Raw genomic sequence first — 13104 nt, 5'->3', positions numbered from 1 at the left:
GGATGTCATTTCGGGTCTCCTTTCACTGAGAGTTTAGTCTCCCGAAAACCCGGTACGGTTCAGTTCGCCACAGGAGACGTTATCTCTGAGGATTTCGCCCCGGATGAAAACGCCACTTACGAGGCCATACTGAGCGGGACATACATCCCGTCGCGTCTCAGACATCGACAGAATACGGAAAGAGACATCGTGCAGTGCTTCAGTCATGAGAATGCCCTCCGGAAAGAAAACGGTAGCGCAGGTGTGCCAGATGCTGTGCCTGACGGCAGGCATAGAGGTATGCGTTTCGACGACCTGTAATTCCCTCAGGAAAGGAAACCGGCAGGCGGTGAAATACATACTCAGCGCGGTGGCAACCTGTACGAATGGTAAGAAAGACGTTAACGCCCTGATCTTTGACAGAGGTGATATGCGCTCGGACGGCATAATTGCCCGAGCCGTTGACATACCAACTGCTGTTGCGATGCTGATAAATGAAAGATTTCAATCTCCGGACAACTGCGTCAGCAGACTGCTGAAGCTGAGTAAGGAGATGTTCAGGGAAAACCGCAGAAGAGATGACAGACATTGTGTTTCGCCATAAAAGAAGGAAACACCTGCCCGACCGGGAAGTGTTTCCCGTCGGGGAGTCAGAAAAAACAACATTCTGACTGTCTGGTTAGTACAGAAGGAACCTTTATCGTCGCGTCATAGTGCGCTTACATTGACGATATCTGCTCTCAAAGGTGTGCAGATTTAACAAAGTTTGCCCCCTTTCAGGTTGCAGGAGCTTTTTTTAGCCACCCGAAGGCGATTCTCACAGGCTATTGAATCATTGGTGGTTGCATAAGCAACGTATAGACCTGTTCATTTTCGGAGCAAATAGTGATTATGTCAAGCTGGGTATCAAATGGGTATGGCTGGCTGGTCTGTTGAGAACGCCCCAGATGCAGTTTTAAATCGACCGGAACTGATGAGACTGCTTTTAGTGGCCAAGATTAGTTTACGACTACAGTCGAAGATCTTCTCCACCTGAGCGGAGAAAATCAAGACATAAGGGATAGGGTGAGAGGAACAGACGACTCTCTACTACCATTAATGACTCAAAATCTGTTCCAGGAACTGCTGGGTACGCGGATGCTCCGGCTGATGAAGAAACGCGCTGGCGGTGCGGTTTCGACGATTTTCCCGTCAGCCATCAGAATCACCTTGTCCGCCACAACGCGGGCAAAGCCCATCTCGTGGGTTACCACAATCATAGTCATCCCGCCGTCAGCGAGAACCAACATCACATCCAGAACCTCTTTGATCATCTCCGGATCGAGTGCGGACGTTGGCTCATCGAACAGAAAAATTTCCAGCTCCATGCACAAGGCTCGGACAATCGCCACGCGCTGCTGCTGGCCACCAGAAAGCTGGAGCGGAAACTTATGCGCCTGATTCGCAATATGCACCTTCTCGAGATAATGCATCGCCAGCTCCGTCGCCTGCTTCTGACCCAGCTTACGCACAAGCGTCGAGCCGAGGGTTAGATTGTCCAGAACGCATAGTCTGAACCGTTAGCTATGTTTCTTCTAACAGATAGCCAGGCAGATTTGATTGCCTTCTGGCTACGCAAACTGTCAGTTCGAGTCTGAGCTAAATAACTGAACCTAATACCGCTACACTTTAACCAGCCCATGTCTCCCAGCGGGGAATGGGCTGACGGTATCCATAAAGTGACGAACCTATTTCAACTGTTGCCACATTGAACGGCACTGGTAGGTGATTTCGGGTTTTGTCTCATGAAGTGCCTACCACAACCGTTCGACATGATTGACTCACGGCGAGTAAACCGGCTGATAGATTACCCTGAACTTCGGGTCTGCTTACAGCAAGTGCAGTGTTTCACGACTTTTGTGGTTGATGTGGTTATCGACAATCAGCGTAATCGTTTTTGCCCGCCGGTATGTAGCCTTCAGATGCTTTACAGACTGATAAATAGGGTCGAACCTTTACTGTTTCCACCAACGTAGCTGACTTTTCCCGTACCGCTGTGCAGCGCATCGGCAAGATAGTACTTTTCATTCAAGCCCGGCGTGACAACGCGCTTTTGCTGCCCACATAGCTGCCAGTCTGCGCCAATTTTGGGATTGAGGTGAATATCCACTTCATCTTTCGTACAACACGGGGTTTTACACACTGCATTTCGTCAGTTCTTGATGGATAGCGACCATTTTTACTTCTTTACGCAGTGTCGGCACGGCTCTCCGCCATACCAGTCCGGCAGAAGGTAACCGTCGCCGGATGGTTGAAGCATGTAGCGGACAACCAGTGACATCACGGATTTTTATCGCCAGCAGTTCGGTACTCCAGCGGGAACGCTGATAACCGAAATCGCCGGGAGAATGCTTAACAAGCTCACACAGCAATGCGCAAATATGTTCGAACGGCCAGCGTCTCCTATGTCCTGACGGTAATGACTTCAGACCTTCAGCACCAGACAGCGTGAACAAGTTAAACCAGCGATCAATCGATGAACGGGCAGAGCAGAGCGTTCTGGAAACATGACTGACAGTGTCACCACGATGCTGCTTCAGCATGGCGGTGAGCCGCCGGGCGTGTTTTTTTCTCCTTTGTTTTATAGATAGTTTTCTGCATCAGGCATCGTTCGGTTCTGGCTGTTGGTGCTATGATCGGCATTGCTCAGTCCGGCTGGTGATTTGGGATATTCAGCGATTGGTCAGATCGCGTAAACCGGACTGAGTACCCCCGAAGTGATCTACTATTCTGAGCAATTATTTAGTACAGGTTAAGAAAAAGCCACAGCCCTGATTGTGCTGTGGCGTTACGTCCTGAAGTGAAGTGTAAATACGTCTATTCTGTTCCCTCACAAAAATAAACCTGTTTGATATACCCCCCCCCGGCAATCTCCATAGCCTAGGTCCATTGAAACTAATGCCTCCGCTTCTACGCGACTCATTCCATTCTTAACATGATGAGTCACCACATCATGTTAATATGCGTAATATAAGCTATGGGGGAGCATATTTCCCTGTCATTCCAGACTCACGGACAATATTTCTGTACCGTTTTATTGCTGTATGTAATGAAGGCTTATCAATCAATTTCCCACTGTGTGGTGCATAATGCTTTATTGCTGCATCTAAAATAGATAAAACCTTCTCACGATAAAAAATAGTTGTATCACGAGGGAGACTTACTTTCACGCTCAAAAACATATTACGATGCTCTACATTAATTAAAGCAGTCGCTATGTTTTTAATGACTTTGCGGACTGAACAGTTTCTTCCGTCCGCAAACCGACATAAACGGATTTACCACCCTAATTACGTTGAAGTGAATGCGTGTTAAAAACAGCATTGACACGGACTACTTGTTGGTCAGATGGAAGTTATACGTTGAAAACCACACTCCACGAGCATCAGTCGAAGTCATTATTTGGATCGCATTCCCGACATTACGAAAGTCAGCACATTGACACCTATCGCTAACCCCTTGGAAAGCACTTCAACACCTAACACAATTCCTGCTCTGTAACCTAGCCAGGTCAGCTTCGTTGGCCCGATATTGAAAATAACCAAAACCTTTCAGGTTCTGCGAGCCCCCTGATGCTTACCATGACCATGGTGCTTATACTGAACAAAAGGACGAAGGTTCGAATACCAGAGAGCGCAACTATTGCATGATAGTCAATTATTTTACAGCGATGCTTCCCTGGAGTTTGATTTATTCGACAAAGCCCAAAAATTACGGGGCATAACCTTAATCTAGTTATGCAGACAGTAAATGAATTGATAAGCAATGAAAAACATTATCATTGATATATTAACAATAATTTATTGGTAGGGCGACAATGGTTTACAACGTAACTTTAACAAATGGAAACGATATTTGTGATGAATGCCACATAAACACAACCAAGATTCTGACTTACCGCTCAGTTTTTTGTGATTTTGATCGCGTTTTTTAAACTTTTTTGTGAATATTCAAGGATAATTGTCAAGAAGTTGTTTAAATAAAATTGGCTACACAATATAGCCAAACACTTAAGACTTAAGATAGATTTCACAGGAGATAGCTATGGAACAAGACATGACCCTGAGAACACTTACTGAAGAAGAGATAATGCTTCTTGTGTCCGGTGGGTGCAAAGCGTGCTCAAATAGTGGTGGTGGCGGCGGTTTAGGCGCTATGGCCTCTGCGAAAGAGTTTGAAAAGTATTTGGCCACACATCAAGAGTACAATTAGATCATAGTATTTTAACGAACATCATGATTTAAATAAATCAGGCCACATGTAACATACTCGTGGCCTTTACATATCAAAATTAAATTTCATACATACTTTGGGGCTGCAACCCAAGGGCGGTAGCGTGAATAATAACCTGACTACTTAGACAGGACATTGTCGCTATGACAGTATTTAGAAAGGCTGTACTGGAAAGAAAAAAAAATAATATTACCGGTGTGTTATTTGATGATACAGACACGAGGAAAATGAAAGGACTTTTACTTTTCATGCTAATAATGGTGGTGTCATTATTATTTATAAGTCAAAAAACGATTAAGGCGTATACTACAACCAAAATATACTCACCATCAAAAGAATTAAACAGCAATGAATCGTGTTTCAGCTTTGAGTATGAAAAAACAAAAGAAAGGAAATTTGGACCAGGAGAACTCGTTGGTCTATCCATAAATAAAAAAGATCATTTAACGGGGGTAGTGATACATATCAACGACGTTAACTTACTCTGTGTAAAATTAACTAAAGAAAAAAACAAAGAGATATCTCAGATAGGACCAGGAAGAACAATCTATTTATGGAAACATGAAAAAATCTGGTTTTTTTTATATAATAAGATTAAGGGAAGCACAGGTTTATGATTTTTTTTAAATTTAAAAAAAAAGAAAAAATAAAACTACATTTACAAGCTGAGTCAGCAGAATGCGGATTAGCCTGTATTGCTATGGTGTTAAGCTATTACGGATACCAGACAGATCTTCCATCTTTAAGGGAGAGATTTCCCATAACCTCACGCGGAGTAAATTTAAAGCAATTAATTACTATTTCTTCTAAATTAGATACTATAGCCAGACCAGTAAGGTTAGAGCTTGAAGGCTTAAATAAACTTCGTACACCATGTATTCTACACTGGAATTTAAATCACTTTGTGGTTCTAAAAAAGATCATTGGTAACAAAGCTGTGATATTAGATCCAGCTAGAGGAGAAATGAAGCTAACGCTGGAAAAGGTGTCTGGACATTTTACCGGTATCGCACTGGAACTCTATCCAAGTGACGGATTCAAGAAAGGGACTGTAAAAAGGAAGACAACACTCAAAGAATTACTCGGCAAAGAGCCCCGAATAAAAGGACCATTATTTAATATTTTGACTCTATCTTTTATAATACAGATATTAATTCTGCTATCACCATATTTTAGCCAAATACTAATTGATGATGTAATAGCATATCAGAATTATGGAATGCTAAATGCAATAACGCTTTTTTTTATAATTATACTGTTGTTCAATGTCAGCTTAAATTTATATCGCGGCCTAATGAGCATTCGCTTTAGCAATATAATTAGCGTCAACATTAGCACTAGAATTTTTCATCATCTAATGGCGCTGCCGATAAGTTTTTTTTATAAAAGAAATCTGGGAGACATTATATCAAGATTTGAATCATTAAAAATAATAAAAAACTTTATCACCAATGGTTTTGTAGAAGTTATTGTTGATGGCGTATTAACAATGGTAGTATTAGTTTTTATGTTTTCCTATAATATTCAGCTGAGTTGCATCGTGCTAACCATTGCAATCCTATATACTATTGTACGGGTTGTTCTTTACGGCATTTACTCTAAAATTAGTGAAGTAAATCTTAATGCTATCGCTATTGAAAACAGCCACTTTATTGAAAGTATCAGGACTATTCAAAGTATAAAGCTAGCAGGGAACGCAGGTTTAAGAGAGAGTCAATGGCTAAACAAATTAATTGAAAGCATTAATAGTGGAATGAAACTAGGCCAGATATCCCTCTATTCAGTTGGTGCTAATCAACTTATTTTTGGTTTAGAAGCAATTGTTATACTTTACATCGCAGCATTACAAATCATCAATGAAACTATTACTATCGGTATGATGTTTGCCTTCATTGCCTACAAAACGATGTTTACAAACAAATATAGAGAATTTATAGAAAAGATTATGGAGCTAAGGTTACTTTATCTACATCTTGAACGCGTATCAGACGTAACGCTGACGGAAAAAGAAAACTTGCTACCAGACAGTAGATATGGTTCTGTCGATCAAGCTGTAACTAAAATGAGTGTTGAATTAAAGGAAATTTGCTACGCATTTAGTACCATAGAAGCACCTATTTTTACAAATGTAAACCTTACCATTAAAGAAGGGGCGATTACCGCCATTATTGGACCATCAGGCTGTGGGAAGTCAACTCTGCTGAAGATAATGATGGGATTATTAATTGCTGATTCAGGTAAAGTGTTGGTAGGTGGAGTAGATATCCGTGCATATGGAATTGAAAAATACCGTGAAGAAATCTCAGCAGTACTACAATCTGATGAACTTTTCTCCGGTTCTATAGGAGATAATATCAGCGGATTTTCAGCGACGAAAGATTACAAACTTATTGAGCAGAGTGCAGCATTGGCATCAATTCATCATGATATTATGAAAATGCCAATGGGATATGACACTATCGTTGGTGATGTAGGCAGCCATCTTTCAGGTGGGCAGAAGCAGAGGGTTTTGCTCGCCAGGGCTTTATATAAGCAGCCGAAAATATTATTTCTCGATGAAGCTACTTGCCAGCTTGACTACGCTAACGAAGATATAGTGTTGAAGAGTTTGTTAGAGTTGAATATTACTATCGTTATCATATCGCATCGTAAAGAGACAACACAGATAGCAGATGAAGTTATAGATATGAATCGGCTACTCTCCACAAAATGATATAGGTAATATATGAAGCTTCCTTATCCCGTCGAAGTGAAAAGTCTTAAAAACTTTCCGGTTTTTTTTGGGTGTATTCCTGTCGATCTGCTTGATCAGGATAAAAGACCCCTTCTGGAAGGGCGTTCAATTTATCACAAACCCGACGCATCTAATTATTCAGTATGTCATTATCAAGGGAAAAGAAAAAAACATTCCTACCCTATGAACAAAGGGGCACTTAAGTTAGCCTGGCAACATACTGACGAGATTATCGACACTCTGAACTTATTAAATTTACAAGCACGAAATTTATTAAATATATCAAAAAAGGAGGTGACAAGAACAGATCGATTGTATGCTGTAGCACTCAGTGGTTTTAAAACGGCTAATTACCTCCTTGCTAACAGCGTGATAAATGACACAGAGTTTACCTGCCCCCCCTATCTATCAGCATTATCTAAAATTTGTCATGGTCTTTGCCATTTAATTTACAATTGTGACAAACGAATTATAAATCATTGTTTAGATAATAATAAAATAGATGAGCTTTACAACTATATTGACTGTCAAGAATTACTAATAGGGCATCAGACGCAAGAGGTTTGTGCTGGCCCAGCGGTAATGATAAAAAAGGTGTTAGCGATATTCATCAATGACACTCCAATTAAGAGAATTGAAAAAGTCAATCCTATGGTGAAAAATTATTATAGCTATGGAAGCATAACCTCACTTTTCGAAGTATTGTCATGTTATTATGAATTTTATAATGTATGTTACATTCATATGTTAGGTAAATTGCCATCAAAAAAGAATACTATTCCTTATAGCCATCATCTATATAATGCATCAATTAGTTGTACAGTAAAGGACATCCAAGTTTTAGGTAGGTTAGAGGACCTGGCGTGGTGTATCACAGGAAACGATTATTTAACAGAAACTATAAATAAAACACTGAATAAAATCGAACACCGAATAGAGAAAAAAGACTTTACTGATAAAAGGGAAATTGATATTGATTGCCTTGATCTGTTTAATGATTTGAATTACGAAATATACAAATTACTCAAAATGAGAAATACTCCCAAGATGAATCTCCAGCACTTATGTTTTTTCTTCAATGCTGATTCCATTTAGATACTCTTGAAAAAACGGCAATAATTATTAAAACCAGTAACCATTTTTGAGATCAAATATTATACGAAAAAAAAAGCAACTGCACATCAATATTATTAAAAGGAACACTATGAAAAATGATTTTTTCCTAGCACCTTATATCGACAAATATAAACATAATGCCAACTGCATTCTGCTTGTGGGATCTCGTGCCGAAGGATTTTCTACAAGAACTTCCGATATAGATCTCATTATCATTACAGAACATCCTGAAGAGTATGGTGTAAAAAGCAATCGCTATGTTATAAGCTCAGAAAACGGCATAAAAATTGAAATGCTAATAATAACAAAAAGTGACATAAAAGAATTAATAAAAGTAGCATTTATGAAAGAAGATTTTTATTCTTTGCAAAAAATATTATTTGGGAAAATAATTTTTGGATACTGGGATGTAGATAGGCAGATCCTGCAAAAGGAGTTCAGGACTCGATATTATATAAAGAACACTGACCAAGCATTAAAAATGTACGCTGCCTTGGAAGGTATTAAGTGTGATTGTCACTTACAGCAATATGCCTTTTCGTTGAAAAAATACATGGAAAAAATAGCCGAGATTTATCTTTTTAAATTAGGTGATAACTATATCAAACCTAGGTGGTTAATATCGAGATTAATTCGTACCGAAGGTGAACATAGTGTACTGCTAAATACATACTTTACTACCATTAATGTCAGCATTACAAACACAAAAGACATAGATGAACTGGAACGTCAGGTTATGACTACCACGGGTTTGATGTTATATTCGGCAATATATGAACAGAAAAGAATTATTGATACTAAGGAGCTTCGCGGGGATGTTAGTTTTTTTGCTATGGAACGTGAAGGCCAGATTGTACTATTTTTAGGCAAGGAGGCTTTTTTGATCTCAAAGGAAAAGGCAAAACAGCTTATTGAAAATATGATATTCAAAATAACATAAATCAAACGGGAATTTAAAACTCTCAATCTTAAAAATAAATTGGTTTAAAAATAAATGAAGACAAACTATTATATAAAATTAATATTATTGCTCTTAGTCGGTTGGCTGCCAGTTTATGCTTCTGGAAAAAATATTATTCTCATGATCGGCGATGGCATGGGTTCTCCATATTTATCAGCATTACGATACTACCAAGCCGCCAATTCCCAAGGTAATTCTACAACCATATTTGATTCAATGGGCGTAGGCATGATCAGAACCAACCCGGTAGGAAAATTTAAAATTACCGACAGCGCTGCAGGAGGCACGGCCTTAGCCACCGGAGAAAAAACCGTAAATGGCCGAATTAGTATTTCTGCCGATATGCAACCACTAGAATCCATATTAAACATCGCAAAAAAAAGGGGGTTAAAAACAGGTGTTGTTGTAACATCATCAATTACCGATGCCACTCCCGCCAGTTTTATAACCACTAACGATAGTCGCAACAATCAGAATGAAATAGCCTATTCATATATTCAGCAGATAATGGATAACCAACCAGCTTTTGATGTACTTTTAGGCGGTGGAAAAGAGTATTTTGATAAAAACCCATTAATAAAAGTGAAACTAAAGAGGAATAAAAACCTTCACTATGTTACCGCCTTCACAGATTTAAATATCAAAGACCGCCGACCAGAGATAGGTGTGTTCAGTGAAAAGGAACTTCCGTATGCCATCGACAACAGGAAACCAAGTTTGAGGGCAATGACAAATTATACCTTACAAAAACTAAAAAATGAAAATGGATTTTTCCTATTAATCGAATCGAGCCAAATTGACTGGTGTGGCCATATGAATGATATTATTTGCGCGGTCAACGAAATGAAGGACTTTTCGAAAACAGTTGAATTAGTTAAGCAGTTTGTTAATAATCATTCCGATTCTCTGCTAGTGATCACAGCGGATCACTCGACTGGAGGATTAACAATAGGTTCAGAACGCGGGAAATACTGGAACCCTAGCGTAATTGATAAAATTCATGCATCAGGGGAGAAAATAAGCAAAGCACTTATTTCGAGTAATGATATTACCTCAGAGTGGTTAAAATACAGTGATGTTCCACTTAACGAACAACAGTGGGAAGAAGTAAAAAGGTATAAACGGCAGAATGACCAACTTAATTTACGACGATACATTAACAATCTTATTAGTTTAACCACTAATACGGGATGGACGACAGAGAGCCATACAGGTGAGGATGTACCGGTGTTTGCCTATGGAGAACATGCTACCATGTTCCATGGTTTTTATGATAATACAGAAATAGGAATCAGGATAAAAAAAATCATAATGGCCGATAAGTTAAATTAGACATGAATAAAATGGAACTGACCATGAATATTATAAATCTTAGTGCTTTTGACAACTCTCATTATTACAAAGAGCCATGGGAATGGGGAATAATTCATGGCTTAGTATCTCACAACTGGATTAAAAAGATAGCAGATGAAGTAAAGTTATTAAATTTCCAGCAGGTAGCAAGTAACAGAAGCGATAAGAACTACAGTATGGGGTTAATCGCTCTACAACAACAGCAAGTTAAAAGCTATGCCCTGAATGAGCTGATACGTGAGCTCACTTCAGATAAATATCTAATCAAGCTGGAATTATTCACTAATAGCAAGCTTCGCGGCCGAGAGGTTGAAATGAATATCTGGCGTTATTCTATAACCGACCACCTTTCACCCCATGTAGATAAAGACTATAAGCATTTAACGCAGCTAATATATTTAAATGAAAGTTGGGAAGCCGGTTATGGAGGAAGTTTGAACATTCTTGGGAGTAGCAGTGAAGATGATATCTTCGAGGAAATACTACCCGTCTACAATTTATCGCCGTTAATTAAAAACTGTAAAAATGCATGGCATAGCGTTTCGCCCGTCAGTTTGTGTGCGCCTTCACGTTACTGCCTACAAATAATTTATAAGGATTAATTATGTCAAGCCGACAAATAACACTCGTTGACTATGATATCAACTGGCCTGCTAAGTTTGAGGCTGAGAAAAAACAGATTGTTAATAGCCTGAATGATTGTGTTATCGAATGCTTTCATATTGGCAGCACATCTGTACCCGGATTGGCTGCAAAACCGATTATTGATATACTATTGGTTGTATCATCTTTAGATTTACTCGACAGGTGCCAATTAGAACTGGAAAAGATAGGATACATAGCTAAAGGTGAAAATGGAATTTGTGGGCGGCGCTATTTTATCAAAGGGATACAGGTGCGAAGTTTTCATTTACACGCCTATGAATCAAATCATCCTGATATCGTACGGCATTTAGCATTTCGAGACTATCTCAAAAATAATCCAGACATAGCTAAAGAATACCAAAAAATAAAAAAACAAGCTATCATCATTGCTAATAATGAACCGGAGATTTACTCCGAATATAAAAATCCATTCATCAAAAAACATGAGTCTATTGCGTTGAGCCACGCTAAAAAGAGCAGGCAAGAAGATGATTAAATTTGATATTCCCACACTTCCTTTTATGGTAAAAAAAGAGTCAAAGAGAAATTTTATCAATCTGAAGAGCAATGAGAATCTAACAGGAGATCTGCTAAGAGCTGAAATGTCCTCCCTAGCATTTATACTTTCCTCTGAGGATATCTATAAGTATCCTGTCTATGATGAAATATATGCGAAGGCTTCACTTTATACCGGCACACAGAATATTCTTTTGACCAGCGGAGGACATGATGCAATAAGAATTGTTTTAAGCAGCTTAAGTAAGAATAATAAAGCATTGCTTACAGCTCCTAACTATAATGGCTATGAATTATATTTTTCTCTCTATAAAATACCCTACCTCATCCATATGCGCGGTCCTGAAGAGCCTCACAACCTGGATGAACTAGTATCAAGGGCTAAGCATAATAAATGCAATCTCATTGTTATTACCAATCCAGACCCTTACTCTGGCGACTTTTTTGATAATGAAACACTAGCCTCCTTCATCCAGTGTTGTGATGCTAAAGGGATCAGCGTCATCATTGATGAAGTTTATACCGGTTTAGGAAAGGAGCCGCATACCGCGCTTACTGATATCTATGACAATCTAATCCTGATAAACAGTTTCGCAAAATCTTTCGGTTTGCCTGGTCTTCGTGCTGGCTGGATCGTTGCTCAAGATAAATATCTTTTACGGCTAAGAAATCATTTTCCGGAAACAAATTTATCGGGACTAAGCATCAAAATCCTTTTACATTTATTAGATCGCCCTCTTGTTCTTCAGCATTACAGGGATAACTTGCGTCTATGCCGCAGAAACATGATAATTGGGATGAAAAAGGTCAACGATATTATTCCTTATGAAAATTCTGTTGCAAACTTTATTCTATTTAAATCTCTTAAGAATGTATCTGCGAACAGATTATGGGAAACACTAAAAGAAAAGGGCTTTTATGTGGCAAATTTAAACAGCATTGAAGGCTATGAAAACTATTTCAGAATTACAGTTTGTTCACGCCATGAGTATGAGGGCTTACTAAATGAACTATCCAGAATTTAGCGGTACAAAAATTCTCGTAATTGGTCGGCCTTGTAGCGGTAAAACAACATTGGCCGAAAAATTATCATCAGAATTAGGTATTCCTGCCTATGATATGGATGATCTTAACTGGAAAGATGGGTGGCAAAGAGTTGATATAAAGGAAATAAATAATCAACTCGGTTTTATCCTCGCTAAAAAATCGTGGATTATTTCTGGTGATTATTTGAACACTCTTCCTGTACGCTTGGCTCACGCTACAGATCTTATTATCCTAGATATAAGATGGTATAGAGCAGCATTTCGCTATTTCAAAAGAATATTTAAACGCGCATTTGGTAATGAGCGCCATGCTGGTTATGGAAAGTGGTATCAAGAGATCAACCTCTTTTTTTTTATAAAAAAGGTTCTATTCTATGATATTTATGCAAAGCGGTTTAATCGGAATATAAAAACCCTTTACCCAGACATTACCGTTCACAATTACTAATATATTCTCATTGATACGAGATATCATACATCGA

Annotated in this window: 11 protein-coding genes and 3 pseudogenes; 10 read left to right on the top strand and 4 right to left on the bottom strand. The window is 38.8% G+C overall.

Annotated elements, in window-relative coordinates:
• Positions 1–199: 199 nt before the first annotated feature.
• The 4 genes and pseudogenes from H7K56_RS17550 to H7K56_RS17535 form a co-directional block, all read right to left on the bottom strand.
• Entirely contained in the window at positions 200–568 is a 369-nt protein-coding gene (locus tag H7K56_RS17550) for a hypothetical protein (RefSeq protein WP_170264741.1), read from the bottom strand.
• Positions 569–1074: 506 nt separating this feature from the next.
• A pseudogene (locus H7K56_RS17545) lies at positions 1075–1529 on the bottom strand (amino acid ABC transporter ATP-binding protein); the annotation flags it as partial.
• 111 nt (positions 1530–1640) lie between these two features.
• Positions 1641–2661: pseudogene (locus tag H7K56_RS17540) on the bottom strand (IS630 family transposase).
• Between the two features lie 174 nt (positions 2662–2835).
• Positions 2836–3295: pseudogene (locus H7K56_RS17535) on the bottom strand (integrase domain-containing protein); the annotation flags it as partial.
• A 767-nt stretch (positions 3296–4062) separates the two neighbouring features.
• Between H7K56_RS17535 and H7K56_RS17530 the strand changes: the two are divergent.
• The 10 genes from H7K56_RS17530 to H7K56_RS17485 all read left to right on the top strand — a co-directional run bounded on the left by H7K56_RS17530 (position 4063) and on the right by H7K56_RS17485 (position 13070).
• The gene (locus H7K56_RS17530; protein WP_170264742.1) at positions 4063–4230 is read left to right on the top strand and encodes a hypothetical protein; all 168 of its coding nucleotides are present in this window, start codon (positions 4063–4065) and stop codon (positions 4228–4230) included.
• Between the two features lie 164 nt (positions 4231–4394).
• A complete protein-coding gene (locus tag H7K56_RS17525; RefSeq protein WP_150360438.1) occupies positions 4395–4868 on the top strand; it encodes a hypothetical protein in 474 nt (157 codons plus the stop codon).
• Positions 4865–6964, top strand: coding sequence for a peptidase domain-containing ABC transporter (locus H7K56_RS17520; RefSeq protein ID WP_126521946.1), 2100 nt, complete (start codon positions 4865–4867; stop codon positions 6962–6964). Before H7K56_RS17525 ends, H7K56_RS17520 begins: the two co-directional genes overlap by 4 nt.
• A gap of 12 nt (positions 6965–6976) precedes the next feature.
• Positions 6977–8080, top strand: a complete 1104-nt coding sequence (locus H7K56_RS17515; RefSeq protein ID WP_150360439.1) for a hypothetical protein — start codon at positions 6977–6979, stop codon at positions 8078–8080.
• Positions 8081–8189: 109 nt separating this feature from the next.
• On the top strand, positions 8190–9041 hold the full coding sequence (locus tag H7K56_RS17510; protein ID WP_150360440.1) for a nucleotidyltransferase domain-containing protein: 852 nt from the start codon (positions 8190–8192) through the stop codon (positions 9039–9041).
• Positions 9042–9095: 54 nt separating this feature from the next.
• Entirely contained in the window at positions 9096–10394 is a 1299-nt protein-coding gene (locus H7K56_RS17505; protein ID WP_150360441.1) for an alkaline phosphatase, read from the top strand.
• Positions 10395–10405: 11 nt separating this feature from the next.
• Entirely contained in the window at positions 10406–11017 is a 612-nt protein-coding gene (locus H7K56_RS17500; protein ID WP_170264743.1) for a 2OG-Fe(II) oxygenase, read from the top strand.
• A gap of 2 nt (positions 11018–11019) precedes the next feature.
• On the top strand, positions 11020–11556 hold the full coding sequence (locus tag H7K56_RS17495; protein WP_045359898.1) for a GrpB family protein: 537 nt from the start codon (positions 11020–11022) through the stop codon (positions 11554–11556).
• Entirely contained in the window at positions 11549–12601 is a 1053-nt protein-coding gene (locus H7K56_RS17490) for an aminotransferase class I/II-fold pyridoxal phosphate-dependent enzyme (protein ID WP_126521937.1), read from the top strand. Before H7K56_RS17495 ends, H7K56_RS17490 begins: the two co-directional genes overlap by 8 nt.
• Complete coding sequence (locus tag H7K56_RS17485) at positions 12582–13070, top strand: P-loop NTPase family protein (RefSeq protein ID WP_126521935.1); 489 nt, start codon at positions 12582–12584, stop codon at positions 13068–13070. The genes H7K56_RS17490 and H7K56_RS17485 overlap by 20 nt, the downstream gene beginning before the upstream one ends.
• Positions 13071–13104: the final 34 nt, after the last annotated feature.

Source organism: Pantoea dispersa (assembly GCF_014155765.1).
GTDB classification, from domain to species: Bacteria; Pseudomonadota; Gammaproteobacteria; order Enterobacterales; family Enterobacteriaceae; genus Pantoea; species Pantoea dispersa.
This window is presented reverse-complemented; position numbering and strand designations above follow the sequence as displayed.

Excerpts from the sequence above, each read along its gene's own strand:
- H7K56_RS17550 (WP_170264741.1), bottom strand. The coding sequence starts at position 568 with ATGTCTGTCATCTCTTCTGCGGTTTTCCCTGAACATCTCCTTACTCAG.
- H7K56_RS17530 (WP_170264742.1), top strand. The coding sequence starts at position 4,063 with ATGGAACAAGACATGACCCTGAGAACACTTACTGAAGAAGAGATAATG.
- H7K56_RS17525 (WP_150360438.1), top strand. The coding sequence starts at position 4,395 with ATGACAGTATTTAGAAAGGCTGTACTGGAAAGAAAAAAAAATAATATT.
- H7K56_RS17520 (WP_126521946.1), top strand. The coding sequence starts at position 4,865 with ATGATTTTTTTTAAATTTAAAAAAAAAGAAAAAATAAAACTACATTTA.
- H7K56_RS17515 (WP_150360439.1), top strand. The coding sequence starts at position 6,977 with ATGAAGCTTCCTTATCCCGTCGAAGTGAAAAGTCTTAAAAACTTTCCG.
- H7K56_RS17510 (WP_150360440.1), top strand. The coding sequence starts at position 8,190 with ATGAAAAATGATTTTTTCCTAGCACCTTATATCGACAAATATAAACAT.
- H7K56_RS17505 (WP_150360441.1), top strand. The coding sequence starts at position 9,096 with ATGAAGACAAACTATTATATAAAATTAATATTATTGCTCTTAGTCGGT.
- H7K56_RS17500 (WP_170264743.1), top strand. The coding sequence starts at position 10,406 with ATGGAACTGACCATGAATATTATAAATCTTAGTGCTTTTGACAACTCT.
- H7K56_RS17495 (WP_045359898.1), top strand. The coding sequence starts at position 11,020 with ATGTCAAGCCGACAAATAACACTCGTTGACTATGATATCAACTGGCCT.
- H7K56_RS17490 (WP_126521937.1), top strand. The coding sequence starts at position 11,549 with ATGATTAAATTTGATATTCCCACACTTCCTTTTATGGTAAAAAAAGAG.
- H7K56_RS17485 (WP_126521935.1), top strand. The coding sequence starts at position 12,582 with ATGAACTATCCAGAATTTAGCGGTACAAAAATTCTCGTAATTGGTCGG.